Below are 17,565 nucleotides of genomic sequence, written 5' to 3' on the forward strand. Positions count from 1 at the left end.
CAACAACGAGAGGAGGGTCTGCCATGAAGTTACCACTTGCACCTGTGATCGGGCTTGCCATGGGGGTTCTTGCAGCGCTCTCGCTTCCATCGAATGTCCGGGCGGAATCGGCGGTGGACTGGTCGGCGATCCCGAAAACCACCCTTACGTTGTTTTATCCCGGGCAGAGCGGCTATGATTGGCTGCGCAGTTCCGACCACAAGCGGGCCTATTCAAAGGTGATCGAGGGCGATTCCTGCGTCTCCTGCCACGAGGGCGAGGAGAAGGATATCGGCCAGCTTATCGTCACGGGCGAGCGGCTTGAGCCCGATCCGATCGAGGGCAAGAACGCCACTGTCGACCTTGCCATGCAGGTCGCCTACGACGATGAAAACACCCACTTCCGGTTCCAGTGGAAGACCCAAATGGACCGCCCGGGCCAAATGCACAACTACATCCGCTACAACGGCGAGGCGTGGGAGTTCTACGGCAGCCACCGGGCGTCCTCGAAGGTGCGCAGCGGCGAGCAGCCGCCGCTCTACGAGGACCGGCTGGCGATCATGGTCGATGACGGCTCGGTGCCGAATTTCGCCGCGCAGGGCTGCTGGCTTTCGTGCCACAACGGCATGCGCGACATGCCCGAGGAGGCGAGCAAGGACGACATCGCTTCAAACCCCATTCTGGGAAGCGAGGGCCTGAACAAGGGCGACATCCGCAAGTACTTGCCGTCCTCGCGCACCGATGAGGAGGCGAGCTGGGACGCGACGAAGCTCGCCGACGAGATCGCCGCGCTCAAGGCCGAGGGCAAGTTCGTCGACCTCATGCAGTGGCGGGCGGCGCGCAGCGCGCCGGTGGGCATGGCGGACGACGGCTATGTGCTTGAATATCGCCTGTTCGACGCCGGCAAGAACCCGTTCAGCTGGAACGTCGATCGCAAGACCATGACGCCGAAGTTCATGTTCGACGCCGAGAAAGTCGGCGTGAAGGCGATCACCGTCGATGACATCGGCGATCCTTCGAAGCCTTATGTGCTTATCCACGAGGAGAACGTCGTCGCCTACGATCCCGACGCGGGCTGGAAGGCGGGTGACGTGCTTCCCGGTCGTTTGGTGAGCCGTGCCGGCGCCGAGGGCTCGGCCGCTGACAACGACCAGGTGACGAGCAAGTGGGAAGACGGTGTCTGGACGGTTGAGTGGACGCGCAAGCGGGACACCGGCCACCCGGAGGACGACAAGATCATCGAAGACGGCAAGGCCTACAACTTTGGCTTCGCGGTTCACGACGACAATGTCACCACTCGCTTCCACTACGTTGGCTTCCCGGTCTCCATAGGCTTCGGGGCCGAGGGTGATATCCAGGCAACGCCGCTTCAGTAAGCGGCTTGCCCCACGCATTTCGGGTTGGCGTCGCACCGGCACATGATGCGACCCCAGTCCGATCCCGGACAACTTCACAGGAAGGGGAGACGAGATGCGGCTCTGGAAATGGACAGGCGGGCTGACAGGCATCACCGTGCTGGTCGGCATAGGTGTCGGGGTTGTCGTTGGCGCGCCAGCCGCCGATGGCGTCGACCGGTACTTTTCGTCGAACAAGTTCTGCGCACAGACCTGCCATGTAATGGAGGCGACAGTGGCAGTCGAACTGGCAGAATCCGCCCACGGGACCACCATCTCCGGTGTCGTTCCGCAGTGCAAAGACTGCCATGTGTCCGAGGATCTGATCGGTGCCTATATCGATCACATCAAGGGGACGCGGGAGCTTTATGCCAACCTCATCCTGGGCATCGACACGGTAGAGGAGTTCGAGGAGGTTCGCTTTGATGCCGCGAACCGGGTGCGCATGCATCTTGTCAACAATGACAGCGAGAACTGCCGCTCCTGCCATGTGATGGAGAAGATCAAGCCCGAGCGCGTGCGCGGCCAGCGCCAACATGCCGAGGCACAGGAAAAGAACATCACCTGCATCGTGTGCCATTACGATCTGGTGCACAAGGAAACGGCGCTGTCCGAGGAGTTCGACGCCATCGTCAGTTCCTATTGATGAGGCGGGCCAAGATCGGGGCAGGCCTACACCGCCGATGATCCACCTCGCGGTCGGGCGTTGCGAGCGGCCTGCTGGACGAGGAGAAACTGATCCGGCCTGTGAAAAAGCCACCTGATGCCCGACCGAAATCTCGACCTTCCGCGGCACGCGGCGCAGCAATCACCCGGCAATCCAGGCACGTCTCGACTGACTGCGAGACGATTTCTCAGGGCCACGGTGAGAGGTGACCGGCTTGTCGTGCTTGGCTACTGGCCCCTGAAAGGCAGAATTCACGCTCGCGGTGAATGTTCGCTTCCACGGGCCACACCGCAGCATCTCATGGATGATGGAGCGGCAGGTCAAAGATCGTCTCGACCTCGGCGCGTGGCAAGTAGGGATAGCTGACCATGTCCAGCTTGGGCGGGCATCGGGTTGGGCGTGACATCGCTGACCAGCTGCACGTTCTCGCGCGCCGTCAGGCTGGCCACAAGGTTATAGAACTGAAAAACGAACCCGACATGATCTCGCCGATAGAGGGTCAAATCCCGGTCCTTGAGCGAGGACAGCTCCAAGTCGCGAAACCAGACCTTGCCCGAGGCCGCATGATCAAGCCCGCCGAGGATATTGAGCAGCGTGGACTTGCCGCTGCCGGACGGCCCGAGCAGCACCGCCAGCTCGCCGGAGTAAAGCTCTAGGTTGACGCCATCCAGCGCCCGGACCTGCAATTCGCCGGTGTCGTAAACCTTTGTCAGGTCTTGCGTTCGGAATACTGCGCCCATGATGCGCGCTTTCTCGGACAGGCAGCGCGCCGTCCACACCGGTGAGCATGGGCGAAGGCCAAAGAGATTATAGGGCCAGTCAAGCCGCGCTGCGCGGTGGAAATGCGGTCACAAGAGGGCCGCGTCCATCATGCGGATGTCCGCCTCAACAAGTGCGCGAAGAGGATGCTTGATTCTCCATAAATCTCACATTAACGTCAGATTTATGGAGGGGAAAACTGCAATTTCCAGAGGAGATCGCATATAAAATCTCTCTTCCAAAATACAATTTCCAATTGGGAGGAGATAGCGATGAATTACGTGAGCGAACCGGGAGCGATTCCAAGACGGGTGAATCGACTCCGAAAAATACTGTTTTCCTTTCCGTTCATCCTGTCGGCAATCGCCTTGCTCGCGGGGGGCGCACTGGCGCAGGACGCCAGGGTGTCAGGCGACGGATGGGCAAACAGATTTCTGGTCCGGGGCAGGCTTGCCGGTGTTCTCCCCGAAGATAGCGCGCGATACAACGTCCCCGTGAGAACCCATGTGTCCGATCAGATCATTCCGGAAATCGACCTGTCGTATTTCCTGACGGACAACATCGCGCTTGAAACCATTTGCTGCATCACGAATCACAAGATTTCCCTGGCTGGCGGCGGTCCGAACATCGGTGACGCATGGCTCGTGCCGCTTTCTGTAATGGCCCAGTATCATTTCCACGCCCGGAGCGGCGGCATAAAGCCCTATGTCGGGGCGGGTCCGGCGCTTGTGGTTGTTACCTCCGAGAGCCGCATGGGTCCGGCAACATCGTTCAATCTGGAGACCTACAATCCAGGCTTCGTGCTGCAAGCTGGTGTTGATATCAAGTTGAAGGACAACTGGTATCTCAACGCCGATATCAAGAAATTCTTCGTTGACATCAACGCACGGGTCACGACCGCCGGAGGCGCCGTTTTCGGCAAGGCCTCCATTGATCCTGTCGTCGCGGGTATCGGGATCGGGTATCGATTCTGATCACGATCTGCGACCGGAAAAGCGCGAATGCCCCGACTTGCCGGGGCATTCGCAGCAATGGCCACGAAATGACCACAGGGTAGGAGAAGCACATGGAAATTTTCTCGGGACTCGGGGTATCGAAAGCCATCGTCACGCGGTCCGCCCGGGTTGCCATCATCGTCGGGACCATCCTCAACCTTATCAACCAGAGCGACGCAATTTTCGGCTCCGCCGAAAGTGATCTTGCAAAGGCCGGCCTGACCTATTGCGTTCCGTTTTTTGTTGCTATGTATGGGGCGCTATCCGCAACGAGAGATTACAGGAAGAATTCCCTTGGCCAAGACCAGCGCCACAAGACAGATGAAGATCGGGGAGCTCGCGCGGCGCAGTCGCTTGAGTGAGCGATCGTTGCGCCATTACGAGGATCTCGGCATCCTGAATCCGGAGCGCAGCGACGGAGGGACGCGGACTTATGGCGAGCGTGACGTCGTTCTGGCAAAGCTGATCCAGAACATGCGGGATCTTGATATCCCGCTCGAAGTCATCGCATCGATCGCGGGGGTCCGGGCCCATCACTCCACCGGCGCAGGCTCTTCGCAAGAGGTGACGGCCAGGCTCGGTGAACTGTCCGATACCCTGATGCTCATGGCCCGCCTTGCTATCGAACTTCAGGGCGAAGTGAACAGTGTTTTGAGCGCGGTCAATGAATGCCGTGGCTGCAAGAACAAGCCATCCCGATCGGGATGTCCTACCTGTCCGATGAACACGGTATCGGAAACCTCGCCCTTGGCGGATATGATCTGGCGCGGCGAACCCGCCTGAGCCCTCAAACCTCGGCTGAATAGTCCAGTACACGCTCTCTGTGCTTGCCACGGAAATCCGTGGGCGTGATGCCGTAGAATTTCCTGAAGGCGGTTGCGAGCGTGCCGGTCGCGCCAAAGCCGGTGGCGGCGGCGATGTCGATCAGCGGCAGTTTCGTACTCTGGATCAGGTGATGCGCCCGCCGGACTCGCAATTGCTTGTAGTAATGGCCCGGCGAGGTTTCGAACACGGCGCGGAAACGCCGTTCTAGGCAGCGCTGCGAGATGTCTACCTGACTGGCGATCTCGGCGATGGAGAGCGGGTCCGAAAGATTCTCTCCCATGATGGCGAGGGCGTCCGACACGGCCTCGTCATAGAACTTGTGAAAGGCCTCTGGGGCGAAGGGCTGGGTACTGGAACTGGTGCGGATCTCGGGCAGGAGCAGGTGGCGGCCGATCTCGGTAATCTCTGACACGGGCGGGTCACGGGCTAGCAGGCCGATGACCAATTCCGCCGTTGCCGCGCGGCCCGCCGCAGTAATGATGCCGTTGGAGAATTCCGACAGGTTCTCGGTCAGGCGCGGCTGATCCTGGGTCTCGCGCAGGACAACCGCATCGGCCCAATGGGTCGTGACGGCGCCGGTCTCGATCTGGGTGCGGGCGATGAAGGTGGTGGCGGCATCGGCCAGCAGGATCACCGTGCGCCCCAGCCGTCGCATGCTGCGGATGCGTGCCATCCAGACGGCGGGATCGGCGGTTCTCGACGAAATGACAATGAGGAAATCGGCCAGACAGTGGTCGGGAATGACCGGCTCCGCCCGCACGAGGCAGGCGCCGGCCCCCTGAACGATCCCGGGTCGATCCGAAATGATCCGCCAGGCAAAGCGCTGTGCGCCATGCACCATGTTCGCGGTCTGGAGAGTGTGGATGATCGCGGCAAGCTCCAGATCGCAGAACTTGCCCTGCACGAAAATCTCGAAGACCGTGGTGTTGTGTTCTGATGTCGTCACGTCTGTCTATTCGAGTTTGATATCTTCGACGGGTTTCGGGTCTTTCGAAATACTTGGCCCACAATGGGCCAGGATATCCGGATGCCAGAACATCTTAGCATACGCAGACTTGCAAGCGCAGTTTCAAGCGGCCCCGGACACTCCCGCTGCCCCGCCTTGCAAGCGCTCCACCCGCGAAAGACCCCGATCAAGTCCTCCACGGAAACGGTCCTGCACAGGGCGGCACGAGGCAGTTCGACCTTCTCTCCGCGAAACGCGAGCCCCGCGTAGCCTGAAACCACCCAGCCGCGCTCTGGTTCCCAGAAGTGGTCGATTAGCGAAAAAAAATCCGTGCAGGCACCTCGGACATCCTCCGGTAATTCGATCTCTCCCCATGCGAGCGCGGCAAAGATTCCGCCCGCGTCCAGTACGCGATGGGCCTCGGCAAGATGCGGTGCCAAATCGAAGTGATGCAGCGCTTGCATGGACACCACCATGTCGACGCTATCTGATGGCAATGGTAGATTTTCCGCGCTGCACTTGACGTATCCCACGGGTGATGCGGCGGGCGCTGGGTAGGCGGATTTTGGTGGTTTCGGGTCCGTGGCAATGGCGAGGTTGAAATGCTTCGACATGAAGCCACTGATCTCGGCCTCGCCGGCACCGCATTCAACGATGACCCGGCGCTGTCGCGGCAACCCTGCGAGCCAGCGCATGAATTGCGCCGGCTCCAGAGACGGGGTGCTACGATCGCACATGTATTTCAGCCGACAAGCGACATGAACTTCTCGTGTTCCCCTTCAAGCATGGTGTGCGAAAGATCCGGCTTGGGGAACTGACCGCCCTTTGCCGCAGCGAAATAGGCAGAATAGGCCTTTTGCATCTCGCCCCAGACGTCACCAAAGACTTCACGCTTTGGCGGGATCGGAAACACGGAACACCCGATGATGTCGCTCGAAACATGGAAAATACCATGCGCATAGGGGCCCGACCCCAGACTGGCGACAGCGACGGGCAGGTTCTCGTAGCACCATTTTGTCAACTCGACCGCGGTATGCTCGAACAAGGCCGCGAAAATGCCCGCATCTATGGATGCACGGACCAGTTCGATGATTGCGGCCGCTTCCTCTGCCGTGCGCCCCGCGGGTCTATGGCCGGAATTCATCACGGCCCGCTCTCCTTGTACGCCGAAATGGCCCACAACGGGGATCCCGGCATCGACGATGGCGCGGATGTGAGGAACCGTTCCAAGCGAGGGTTCGATATGGACGCCATCGGCACCCAGCTTGACCACTTTCGCCGCGTTTCGCACGGATTCCTCGATGGAAATGCAAGCGGTGGTGTTGGGCATGTTGCAGATGATGAACGGGGAGGATGCGCCGCGGAGCACACCTTCCAGCATATAAAGCTGCTCCTCGAAATCCACAGTGGCCATCGACTTGTGCCCCATGAGCCCCATCGGACCGGGGCTGCCACAGCATAGAAGATCCATCCCGAGTTCCTCGGCCATGATCGCGCTCGGTGTGTCGTGGCACTCCATACCGACGATGCGCTCTCCCTTCTGGACCTTCTCCGCCAGATGTTTCATTCGGGTCTTTCTACGCTTTGCCATTCTGATTTCCTCCCTATGGACAGAACAAGTGATGAGATTCCGACGTTATCTGACATTAATGTTAGATTTCAACAAGAATCGATCCGATGCTCAAACTCGGCGGGAAAAGGTGAGGAATCCACTTGTCCCTCGCTTGTGGGGTCAGTGAATGTTGCCATCTCGAAAACCTGCCAGTTTTCCGAGCGACGTCGGTGCCGCTTATCCAGCCCACCAGATGACGAGATCGAATGGTCAAACTGTCAGAGGACGGCACGAACTGGCGGCGGGCCGGGTTGGTGTTCCATTCATCAACTCCCTGCACCGCCTCGCATTTCAGCTCGCAGCCTTGACGATACCTTTCGCGATCAGCTCGTCACTGAGGCCGATATCCGTCGACAAGAGCTTTGCTTTATCCTCACCCAACAGGCTCGGCGCCTGGCTCGCGGCCGGGCCTTCACCGTCAAACCGTGAGATGAGATGAAAGATGAGCAACACCGCGCGGGGCACAATTGGCGCCCGACATTCATCGCTGTTGCAATGAGTCTTCAATATCGCTTTGCATCTTTTCAACCGCCGCCTGCAGGTCCGCGATAAATGCGCGGCTGGCCATGGATGGCGTCGCGTAACCAGGGGTCAGGATCGAGACGCTGTTGGAAATGCGGGGCCGGAACCGGCGGATCGCCAGACGCGCCGGTTCCTGGGTTTGGAGAAGGTAACTGTAGGCCGTGATCATGTCGCAGACCATCACGCAGACCCCGGCGGCGACGAACTGCAGACCCGGCAGGAAAGTGCGCAGTTCAAGACGCTTGTTGAAGCGGCAGCCCGAGGCACGAAATGCGGCTTCGGTCTGCACGGCGGTGTTGTGTTCGTCGAAGAGCACCGCCATGGGACTTCCGTCGAGATTGTCGGGGGTTATGACGGGGGCGCGCGCCAAGGGATCGTCGGCGCGCAGCACACAAACGCATTCGAGATCGTACTCCACCTGCGCGATGGAGGCGCGGGGCGCGGGCGTTTCGGCGAAACCAACGTCGTATTGCTGTGAGGCAATCAGGTCTTCGATCACGTCCGAGGAACGCATGATGAGGGACAGCTCGAGATCGTCCTTGTCCAGCAGGAACCGCGTCAGCAGGCGCGGCAGGAATACGCTGGAGGCGGCCGGGTGGCAGGCGATCTTGAGCTTGCCCGCTTGCAGCGTGCTGATCCGGCTGAGCGTGCGTTCGGTGCGTTCGACCCGACCGAGGATTTCCTCGCATTCCTCCAGAAAGTAATGCGCCTCGGGGGTGGGGGTGAGCTTGCCCTGCATGCGCACGAAGAGCGCAAAGCCTAATTGATCCTCGAGCGTGCGGATCATGGTGGAGACCGCCGGTTGCGTGCGCCCTACGCTGCGCGCCGCCTGGCTGATCGAGCCCGACCGCATGACCTCGCGAAAGGTGGTGAGCTGGCGCAGGGAGAGATGCATTTTGCTCATAATCCAAATTGATGGACTCAAAGATATAATCAAATTGAATTTATAAGTTGTGTCCAGTGTAATTCCCAGAACGTCGGTGTGGGACAGGCACCGGCAAGGAGGAGGTCATGGATACACTCTCGAAATACCTGCTGACGACACTGATCTGCGTGGTGGCGCTCGGCCAGTTCGTTCAGGTCATCACGCGCTATGTCTTGCAGGTGCCGGTGATGGGGTTGGAGGAGACGATGCTCTATCCCACGCTCTGGCTTTATATCCTCGGTTCCGTGAACGCCTCGCGCGAGAACACCCATATCCGCGCCAATGTGCTGGAGATATTCATCAAGACCGAGCGGGGGCACAATATTCTCGCCATCCTGGGCGAGATCATCAGCCTGATCATCGGCCTGTGGCTGCTGTCCTGGGCCTGGGATTACACGCAATACGCCTGGCGCGTCTGGCGCGAGAGCCCGACGCTCTACATCCCGACCTTCTATTCTGACATCGCGCTCCTCGTGGGGCTGGGACTGATGATGGCCTACACCGCCTCGCATCTCGCGGCGCATGTCCGCCGTCTCGCACAAGGAAGCGCGTCATGATCGAGATCGCCCTTCTGGCCATTGCCCTCCTGGTGATCACGCTGACGCTGGGGGTGCCGCTGCCCTACTGCTTTGGCGCGGCGCTGATGGTGATGTACTTCCTCGGCGACGTGACGATGAAGGGCATGATGCTCTGGGGGTTCCAGCAATTGGGCAACCCGGTGTTGCTGGCCATTCCGCTCTTCGTCTTGGCCGGCACGATCATGTCCGAGAGTGGCATCGCCGCTTCGCTGCTTCGCTTCGTCAACGCCTTTATCGGCCATGTACGCGGTGGGCTGGGCGTCGTGGCGGCCGTCTCCTGTGCGGTGATCGGGGCGATCTCCGGCTCGGGCCTCACCGGCATCGCGGCCATCGGCCCGCTGCTTATCCCAGAGATGGAAAAGCGCGGCTATCCGCGCGAATACGCCACTGCCCTGATCGCCAATTCCTCGATCCTCGGGCTGCTCATCCCGCCCTCGGTCACGATGATCGTCTATGGCTGGGTCACCGACACTTCGATCCTCGCCTGTTTCCTGGCCACGCTCGGCCCGGGCCTGCTGATCATGGTGGCGTTTTCCGTGATCAACCTCGTGATGAGCCGCAAGTTCAACCTCGTCCTCGATGACAAGCCGTCGTTTTCGGAACTGTCGGGCGAGGTAGCGCGGCGCGGGTTTCACGCCTTTCCGGCGCTTCTGATGCCGGTGATCATCCTCGGCGGCATCTATGGCGGGATCATGACGCCCACCGAGGCCGCCGCCGTCGCCGTGATCTACGCGGTGCCGGTTGGCTTCCTGATCTACAAGGGGCTGAAATGGTCGAATTTCCTGTCGGCGGGGCGCGAGGCCGCAACGGCGGTGGGCGCGATAATGATGATGATCCTGTTTTCCATGATCCTCAGCCAGATGTTCGTCTATGAAAGCATCCCGCAGCAACTGGTGCAGGGCATCTTCTCGATCACCGAGAACAAGGTGCTGCTGCTGATCATGATCAACATCCTGCTATTCCTGGTGGGCATGGTGGTCAATGACGTGACCGCGATCATCCTGATTGCGCCGCTTCTGCTGCCCTTGATGAACGCCATCGGGGTGAGCCCGGTGCAATTCGCCGCGATCATGGGGGTCAACACCGCCATGGGGGGCGTGACGCCGCCCTATGCCTCGATCCTCTATCTTGGCGCGCGGATCGGCAAGGTGAAGGTCACCAAGGTGATCCCGCCCGCGATGAAGCTCATTCTCTTCGGTTACGTGCCGGTGGTGTTCCTCACCTCGCTCTGGCCGGACCTGTCGCTCTTTCTACCGCGTTTCTTCGGCTACGACGTGGCCCCCTGACTACACCCCTCAACCCAAACCCAACACGGAGGATTATCCCAATGAAACATACCATGCTGGCCACCGCTGCCGCCGCGCTCATGGCGCTCACGCCCATGGCCGAGGCGCAGGACCTCAAGATGAGCCATGTCCGCCCGCAGGGCGCGACAATCGACGTCGAGCTCAAGGCCTTTGCCGAGTCGGTGGGTGAGGCCACCGGCGGCGATGTTAGCGTCAATATCTTTGCCGCCTCCGCACTGGGCGATTACACCACGGTGCAGGAGCGCATCAGCGTGGGCGCCATCGACATGGCCACGCAGCCCGCCGCCACCGCCGCCGATCGCCGCATGCAGATCAGCTCTTTCCCCTATCTCGCTGGTAACTGGGAGCAGGCCCGCGCGGTCTATGGCCCCGGCGGCGTGGTGCGCGAGGTGATGGCCGGGCTTTATGCCGAGCAGGACATCACCATGCTGGCGGCCTACCCCGTGTATTTCGGGGGCATCTCGCTCAATGTCGACAACCCGCAGGCTGGATCGGTCGAACCCAACGGCATCAAGGTGCGCGTGCCGGGCATCAAGAGCTTTCAGCTGACCGGCGAAGCGCTCGGCTACATCCCGTCGCCGATCCCGTTCTCCGAGGCGTTTACCGCCGTGCAGACCGGCGTCGTTGATGGTGTGATCGGATCCGGGGCCGAGGGCTACTATGCGTCGTTCCGCGACGTGACCAAGACCTATATCCCCGCCAATACCCATTTCGAGGTCTGGTACATGATCATCTCGAACGAGAGCCTTGCCGGGCTGTCCGACGAGGATCAGGCGGCGCTCAAGGACCAGGCGGCGGCGTTCGAGGCAACCCGCTGGGAGGTGGCCGAGGCCGATCAGGCGCGCAACGAGCAGCGGCTGGTAGATGATCTGGGTGCGACCGTGGTTGCGCTGAGCGACGAACAACTGGCCGCAATGGCCGCCAAGGCGCGCGCCGATGTCTGGCCCGCCGTGCTGGAGGATGTAGGCGCCGATTGGGGCCAGGCGATCCTCGACAAGGTGGCGGCGAGCAACTGAGCCTCAATAGGACAGGGCGGCGCGTGCCGCCCTGTCGTCGCTCAAGCCGGGATCGGAACCCATGAGCAGCGATTATGTCATCATCGGCGGCGGGGTCGTCGGCCTCTCCACCGCCTGGGGCCTGCTCAAGCGCGGGCTTCGGGTGACGGTGCTGGATGGTGATGACGGGTCGTTCCGGGCCAGCCGGGGCAATTTCGGCCTTGTCTGGGTGCAATCCAAGGGCATGAACCAGCCGCGCTATGCGCGCTGGTCGCAAACCTCAGCCGCCGCGTGGGCCGAGTTCGCCGCCGAGTTGGGCGAGGCCACGGGGCAGGACCTCGGGCTGGAGCAGAAGGGCGGCTATGATTTCCATTTCACCGAGGAGAGCCTTCAGGCAACGGTAGAGAACTACGAGGTGCTGAAGGAAAAACTGGACGGCAATTACCCGTTCGAGGTGCTGGGCCGCAACGCCCTGCGCAAGGAAGAGCCGCATATCGGACCCAAGGTCATGGGCGCGATCCTGCATCATCAGGATGGCCATGCCAATCCGCTGCGCCTGCTGCGCGCGCTCGCCGCCGATGTGCGGCGCATGGGCGGGCGGGTGCTGACCGGCAGAACGGTGACGGATGTGACCAAGCCCGACGGCTTCCGCGTGGTCTGCGCTGACGGCGCTATCGTCGAGGCGGGCAAGCTGGTGCTGTCGGCAGGGTTGGGTGCGGCGCTGCTTGGGCCAAAGCTGGGCTTCAAGGCCCCGGTGCGGCCACAGCGCGGGCAGGTGCTGATCACCGAGAAACTGCCCAAGATCATCAACCGCCCGTCGCTCATCGCGCGGCAGGTGGACGAGGGCGGCGTGCAGATCGGGGCCACGAACGAGGAGGTGGGGCTCGACGACGGCGTGACTCAACCGGGCCTCTCAAGCCTCGCCGCCGAGGCGATCGCCGCCTACCCGGTGCTTGGCCGCGCGCAGCTTGTGCGGTCATGGGGCGCGCTGCGGGTGCTCTCGCCCGATGGCTTGCCGATCTATCAGGAGAGCGCCGAGATGCCTGGCGCCTATCTCGTGACCTGTCATAGCGGCATCACGCTCGCCGCAGCACATGCCCGGTTCCTGCCCGACTGGCTGGAGGGGACCGAGGCAGCACCCGACCTGGAGGTGTTCGGTGAAGCCCGCTTTTCTTGAATTGTCCCCCGCTGTGCACCGCGTGCCGGTGCGCTTTGCCGGGGAAACGCTGATGCTGCCCGAGGGCGCGAATCTGGCCGCCGCCCTGCTGGCCGCCGGGGTGACGGTGCTGCGGCACACGCCAGTCTCGGGCGCGCCGCGCGCACCCTTTTGCATGATGGGGGCCTGTTTTGACTGTCTGCTCGAGGTGGAGGGCGTCGTGCGGCAGGCTTGCATGATCGAGGTTACCGAGGGGCTCGAGATCGCCCGCCCGCATGAGGGGCCTTGCGATGACACGCTTTGACCTGGCCATCATCGGCGCGGGGCCCGCCGGTATGGCCGCTGCCGCTACGGCGGCGGAGGTGGGGATGTCGGTTTGCGTGCTGGATGAACAGCCCCGCGCGGGCGGGCAAATCTATCGCGAAGTGGAGCGCGCGGCGGGCCTGCGCGGGGATATTCTGGGCAAGGATTACACCCAAGGCGCGCCGCTGGTGGCGGGGCTGCGGCAGGCGGGGATCACGCATGTCGGCGGCGCGGTGGTCTGGGCCATCGAGCCGGGCTTTCGTCTTTCCTACACCTGCGACGGGGCAGCGGCGCAGGTCGAGGCGGCGCGCGTGTTGCTCGCCACCGGTGCGCTGGAACGGCCCATGCCGCTCCCGGGCTGGACCTTGCCAGGCGTGATGACGGCAGGGGCGGGGCAAATCCTGCTCAAGCAGTCGGGCGTCTTGGCGCGGCGCGCGGTGCTGGTGGGCTCGGGCCCGCTGCTTTATCTCATTGCGGTGCAGATGGTGCGGGCAGGCACGCCGCCCTTGGCACTGGTCGAGACGCAGAGGCGCGCGGACCTCATCCGTTCCGCACAGCATTTGGGGGGCGCGCTGCGCGGCTGGCGCTACCTGCTCAAGGGGCTGGGCCTGCTGGCCGAGATCGCGCGCGCCCGCGTGCCGCGCCATACCGGGGCCACGGAGATTGAGGTCGAGGGCGAGGGCCGAGCCGAGGCGGTGTCCTTCGAGAGCCGGGGCAAGCACCACCGCATCGCCTGCGAGACGGTCTACCTGCATCACGGCGTAGTGCCGAACACGCAAGCCGCGCGCTCCCTTGGTGTCAGTCATAAATGGAACGCGGCGCAGGCTTGCTTCGTGCCGGTCCTCGATGAGTGGGGCCAGAGCGATGTGCCCGGGGTTTGCATCGCCGGGGATGGGGCCGGGATCGGCGGGGCCAGGGTGGCCGAGATCGCCGGGCGGCTGGCCGCGTTGAAGCTGGCCGAGGAAGCCGGGCGCTTGTCCGCGTCCGACCGTGATGACAGGGCCACCCCGTTACACGCTGCCCTGTCGGTCGAGCGGGCGGCGCGGCCCTTTCTCGATGTGGCCTATCCCCCTTATGCTGGCGCCATCGCGCCGGCCGACACCACCGTGATCTGCCGCTGCGAGGAAGTCACCGCTGGCGACATAAGAAATTACGCCAGGATCGGCTGCCTTGGCCCCAACCAGACCAAGGCCTTTGGCCGTGCGGGTATGGGGCCGTGCCAGGGCCGTTATTGCGGATTGACCGTTACCGCCCTGTTGGCCGAGGCGAACGGGCAATCGCCCGATGAAACCGGCTATTACCGCATACGCCCGCCGCTCAAACCGATTACGCTGGGCGAGCTGGCCTCCATGGACGGGCCCGAGAAGGACGCGGCAGGATAGGATCACCGCATCATGCAACGGATCGGACCCGACCAAAGCATGAGCAAGCGCATCAAGGACAGTGCAGCGAAATCGGCCGCATCTCCCCGGTGTTGACGGGGCTATTCGTCGACCTTGGATATCATGATCGGCCCAAGGGTCAGGACGGCCCGGAACGGGGGTGGGCTGCAGACGCAGTCCAAGCTTGTTCCTTCATGGGCCAGGTCCGCGGCGCGGGCGTGGGCAGTCTCGGCCTCGTGCGCGGCCAGCAACTCGTCGATCTCGCCCGCCACTGGACGCAGCTCAAGAAATCAGCCCTCGCACGTCCGCACGGCCTGACCAGCCCGCAGCGCCGCAACCCGCGCGCGGTCGCAACCATTCATGAAGCAGCAATACAGCCTATGCGTCGAGGTGCTTCTCACGACGGAAGTAGAATATCCCGGTCTTCGCGACGATGAATGGGCGCGACATGGTCTACCGGCTCCGTTCAACTTCAAGGAGCTGGAGCGAAACGACTCTTTCAGTTGAGGAAGTGGTGCCGCTGAAGGGACTCGAACCCCCGACCCCATCATTACGAATTGTTTGGTGGTTTGGCTGGACCGTGTTGCATTCGGGCGCATCGCGCCTGCTCAGTTCTTACAACACTTTGGTACGAAACGCAATTTTCTAGTCTTGATCTTGCACGACGTCGCACCCGCCCGTCACCGGTTGTACTCCGCTCCCCTACTAATCCCCTACAGATTTCGGTTTGCCCTACTAATCCGACAAAAGCCTGTGCTGGTGCGACGCTGGTGCCTCTCACTTGAGGCATCCCCTACACCCCACCCCAAGCACGGCGACACCGAGGCTAGGCGGGGTAGGCCCTCTCGTGGTGAGGCCTCTCTGGAGCAAGGGGCGATAGAGCAGGCAGCACGCCGGCCGATGCGATGTCGCCTTAAATACATGAAACTACTTAAGCTTTGGGAACGGCACGACGTTCGGAACCTGCACAGCCTAGAAGGCACTTTACGGGTCAGACGGTACGCTCTAGATTGTAGGGATTAACTATATGATGAGGGTTGCTCGACAATGAATACAACAGATTGGTCCGCAATTGTCGGCAAGTCCGGAAATGATCAATACGAGCAGCGTATCGCGGCTTTGAAAGCAAAAAATATCGACACCGCCTCTATAGAAGCGACCGTCACACAAACCATTCAGAATCTCAAGGAGCAAGCGTCTCGGTCGTTTGTGATTTTCGGTGAACCGCAGAGCGGAAAAACAGAAATGATGATTGCTCTCAACGCCAAGCTGCTCGACGAAGGGTATCCGATCATCATCAACTTGCTTACGGACAGCGTCGACCTGCTCGACCAAAGCCTAAAGAGATTTCGCGGCTCTGGTCTTAACCCCTCTCCAAAGCAGTTCAACGATCTTCCTAGTGACCCTAAACGTTTACGTGGGCAAGAGTGGGTAGTCTTCTGTAAGAAAAACGCACGAGACCTAGAAAAACTCATCGAGTTTCTTAGGCTGGAAAAGGGACTGATTGTAATCGATGATGAGGCTGACTACGCGTCACCGGATGGAAACGTTAATAAGCCGGAGTACGAAAAAACTAAGATCAACAAGCTGATCTCCACTCTTATTGGCGACGATGGCAAATATCTAGGTGTCACGGCAACACCTGCGCGTTTGAATTTGAATAACACATTTGACAACCAGAGCGAACGATGGGTCGATTTTGCACCGCATCCATACTACGTTGGGCAGGATTTCTTTTTCCCACACAGCGAGCAGTGCGGATATCGCCTACATACGTTTGATGCACATGAAGGCAATGAGAGAGCAGAAATTCAGAAAGCAATATTGCACTTTTTGTGTGGTGTTGCGGAATTGCATGGGCTGGGAAAGGCCCAAAATTACACTATGCTCGTCCACACAAGTGGAAAAAAGGTAGAGCATGCGGAAGATGTGGAGCTAATTCAATCAACACTTGCGACCCTTTCGAATGCACAAAGTCCAGGATTCGAAGCGCTCCGAAAGAAGCTTTGGAATGTCGCTTCTGAATATGGAGAGGCGGACAATATTGGCGAGTTTGTTCTGCGAAACATTAGAAAGAACACATTAGTTGAGATCAACTCTCGAAACCCAAAGCCGGGAAAGGTGGCGGAAATAGCCAATCCAACTAGCCTGTTCTCCTTTGGTGTTGGCGGGAATATTATTTCCCGCGGAGTCACCTTTGATAACTTGCTTTCGATGTACTTCACACGTTCAGTCAAGGGAAAGTTTTCGCAAGACACTTACATTCAAAGAGCCCGGATGTTTGGAACTCGCGAAGGATACAAGGAATATTTCCAGCTCTGGATACCTGAAAGTGTGATGGGGAATTGGAGCAAGTGCTTCGCCTTTCATAAGCTAGCACTAGAGGCTTTACGGAGTGGCGCGGGGGCGCCGGTTTGGCTCTCTGACCACAAAACGACGCCCACCTCTCCTGCTTCCATTGACAAGTCAAGCGTAGATTTTGAAGGCGGAGAAATGTCCTTCGCGATCTTTGACTTTGACGAGCAACGCTTCGAAGAACTATTTCAAAGAAAGGATAGGGACGATCTTGCGGTTTTGGCAGACCTCTATGCCGCACTAAATACTGACGAATTTCCCCAGTATGTCCGAAATTATCTTGAGCAGGAACTGCAACCCGGATCGAGACTAATTTCGTTTCATCCCCCGAGTGGTTTTGGCACAGCCGCAAGCAAATATACAGAGGAAGAAAAGCGGGATATTCGAAGAACGAAAGGAATATTTGCTACAAACGAGTATAGGAGAAGTGAACTCCCAAATGCTCGGCATCATCTGAAAGTATTTCATAACGGACTTGGTAAGGCTCGATTGTTTTACAAAATCAACGGCGGCGCCATTAAGTTTATCCAGAACCGAAAATGATCTCCGATACCGCAAGATATCATGGCTCTTTCTTTTCCCTTCTTTTTGAGGAAGTGAGCCTAGGCGTGAAAATTGAGAGGTTGGCCGACCTAGGAACAGGCTACTACCTGTTGGAGGGAAGTGTTCCGGTCTACTTGAAACACTCGACTCGGCGGAAGGGGCCTTGGACGTTCAACTTCTTCCGTTCACATCAAGAGGCCCAGCAAACACTCTTTGAAACTTTTGGAGAGTGCTTCACTTGCATGATTTGCGGCCGAGATGGGGTAGCCGGCCTTAGTATGGTCGAGTTCAGGCACGTACTTGATGGAAATTTCGAAGAACA

At 60.1% G+C, this 17,565-nt stretch carries 17 protein-coding genes and 1 pseudogene; 12 read left to right on the forward strand and 6 right to left on the reverse strand.

Annotated features, from left to right (window positions below):
* Window positions 1-23 precede the first annotated feature (23 nt).
* The gene (locus C6W92_RS00720) at window positions 24-1,355 is read left to right on the forward strand and encodes an ethylbenzene dehydrogenase-related protein (protein WP_129431163.1); all 1,332 of its coding nucleotides are present in this window, start codon (window positions 24-26) and stop codon (window positions 1,353-1,355) included.
* Between the two features lie 94 nt (window positions 1,356-1,449).
* Window positions 1,450-2,019, forward strand: coding sequence for a NapC/NirT family cytochrome c (locus C6W92_RS00725; protein ID WP_129431164.1), 570 nt, complete (start codon window positions 1,450-1,452; stop codon window positions 2,017-2,019).
* A 401-nt stretch (window positions 2,020-2,420) separates the two neighbouring features.
* Here C6W92_RS00725 and C6W92_RS00730 read toward each other — a convergent pair.
* Window positions 2,421-2,780: pseudogene (locus tag C6W92_RS00730) on the reverse strand (ATP-binding cassette domain-containing protein); the annotation flags it as partial.
* Window positions 2,781-3,071: 291 nt separating this feature from the next.
* Here C6W92_RS00730 and C6W92_RS00735 point away from each other — a divergent pair.
* The 3 genes from C6W92_RS00735 to C6W92_RS00745 all read left to right on the forward strand — a co-directional run bounded on the left by C6W92_RS00735 (window position 3,072) and on the right by C6W92_RS00745 (window position 4,577).
* Complete coding sequence (locus C6W92_RS00735) at window positions 3,072-3,773, forward strand: OmpW family outer membrane protein (RefSeq protein WP_129431165.1); 702 nt, start codon at window positions 3,072-3,074, stop codon at window positions 3,771-3,773.
* Between the two features lie 92 nt (window positions 3,774-3,865).
* Entirely contained in the window at window positions 3,866-4,156 is a 291-nt protein-coding gene (gene nrtS / locus C6W92_RS00740) for a nitrate/nitrite transporter NrtS (protein ID WP_129431166.1), read from the forward strand.
* Entirely contained in the window at window positions 4,089-4,577 is a 489-nt protein-coding gene (locus C6W92_RS00745; RefSeq protein WP_164989146.1) for a MerR family transcriptional regulator, read from the forward strand. The genes nrtS and C6W92_RS00745 overlap by 68 nt, the downstream gene beginning before the upstream one ends.
* A 4-nt stretch (window positions 4,578-4,581) precedes the next feature.
* Here the strand turns inward: C6W92_RS00745 and C6W92_RS00750 are convergent, their stop codons facing one another.
* From C6W92_RS00750 to C6W92_RS00765, 5 genes are all read right to left on the reverse strand, one after another.
* Window positions 4,582-5,565 carry a helix-turn-helix domain-containing protein gene (locus C6W92_RS00750; protein WP_129431168.1) on the reverse strand — a complete coding sequence of 328 codons (984 nt, stop codon included), beginning with the start codon at window positions 5,563-5,565 and terminating at the stop codon, window positions 4,582-4,584.
* Window positions 5,562-6,260, reverse strand: coding sequence for a class I SAM-dependent methyltransferase (locus tag C6W92_RS00755; RefSeq protein ID WP_164989147.1), 699 nt, complete (start codon window positions 6,258-6,260; stop codon window positions 5,562-5,564). Before C6W92_RS00755 ends, C6W92_RS00750 begins: the two co-directional genes overlap by 4 nt.
* A gap of 47 nt (window positions 6,261-6,307) precedes the next feature.
* Entirely contained in the window at window positions 6,308-7,156 is an 849-nt protein-coding gene (locus C6W92_RS00760) for a 3-methyl-2-oxobutanoate hydroxymethyltransferase (RefSeq protein WP_129431170.1), read from the reverse strand.
* 312 nt (window positions 7,157-7,468) lie between these two features.
* The gene (locus C6W92_RS17595; RefSeq protein ID WP_164989148.1) at window positions 7,469-7,642 is read right to left on the reverse strand and encodes a hypothetical protein; all 174 of its coding nucleotides are present in this window, start codon (window positions 7,640-7,642) and stop codon (window positions 7,469-7,471) included.
* Between the two features lie 16 nt (window positions 7,643-7,658).
* Window positions 7,659-8,594: a LysR family transcriptional regulator gene (locus C6W92_RS00765; protein ID WP_104020055.1), complete on the reverse strand. Its 936-nt coding sequence runs from the start codon at window positions 8,592-8,594 to the stop codon at window positions 7,659-7,661.
* Between the two features lie 116 nt (window positions 8,595-8,710).
* Here C6W92_RS00765 and C6W92_RS00770 point away from each other — a divergent pair, with 116 nt between their 5' ends.
* From C6W92_RS00770 to C6W92_RS00800, 7 genes are all read left to right on the forward strand, one after another.
* Window positions 8,711-9,181, forward strand: coding sequence for a TRAP transporter small permease subunit (locus C6W92_RS00770; protein ID WP_129431171.1), 471 nt, complete (start codon window positions 8,711-8,713; stop codon window positions 9,179-9,181).
* The gene (locus C6W92_RS00775; RefSeq protein WP_129431172.1) at window positions 9,178-10,488 is read left to right on the forward strand and encodes a TRAP transporter large permease; all 1,311 of its coding nucleotides are present in this window, start codon (window positions 9,178-9,180) and stop codon (window positions 10,486-10,488) included. The genes C6W92_RS00770 and C6W92_RS00775 overlap by 4 nt, the downstream gene beginning before the upstream one ends.
* Before the next feature lie 41 nt (window positions 10,489-10,529).
* On the forward strand, window positions 10,530-11,525 hold the full coding sequence (dctP, locus tag C6W92_RS00780) for a TRAP transporter substrate-binding protein DctP (protein WP_129431173.1): 996 nt from the start codon (window positions 10,530-10,532) through the stop codon (window positions 11,523-11,525).
* A 61-nt stretch (window positions 11,526-11,586) separates the two neighbouring features.
* The gene (locus C6W92_RS00785; RefSeq protein ID WP_129431174.1) at window positions 11,587-12,681 is read left to right on the forward strand and encodes an FAD-dependent oxidoreductase; all 1,095 of its coding nucleotides are present in this window, start codon (window positions 11,587-11,589) and stop codon (window positions 12,679-12,681) included.
* Window positions 12,662-12,964, forward strand: a complete 303-nt coding sequence (locus C6W92_RS17900) for a 2Fe-2S iron-sulfur cluster-binding protein (protein WP_277815875.1) — start codon at window positions 12,662-12,664, stop codon at window positions 12,962-12,964. Before C6W92_RS00785 ends, C6W92_RS17900 begins: the two co-directional genes overlap by 20 nt.
* Window positions 12,951-14,345 (forward strand): NAD(P)/FAD-dependent oxidoreductase, encoded by a 1,395-nt coding sequence (locus tag C6W92_RS00795; protein WP_129431176.1) that lies wholly within the window; start codon window positions 12,951-12,953, stop codon window positions 14,343-14,345. Before C6W92_RS17900 ends, C6W92_RS00795 begins: the two co-directional genes overlap by 14 nt.
* 1,047 nt (window positions 14,346-15,392) lie before the next feature.
* Window positions 15,393-17,243, forward strand: a complete 1,851-nt coding sequence (locus C6W92_RS00800) for a Z1 domain-containing protein (protein ID WP_129431177.1) — start codon at window positions 15,393-15,395, stop codon at window positions 17,241-17,243.
* The last annotated feature ends 322 nt before the right edge of the window (window positions 17,244-17,565 follow it).

It is taken from the genome of Roseovarius sp. A46 (genome assembly GCF_004126395.1).
GTDB lineage: Bacteria > Pseudomonadota > Alphaproteobacteria > Rhodobacterales > Rhodobacteraceae > Roseovarius > Roseovarius nitratireducens.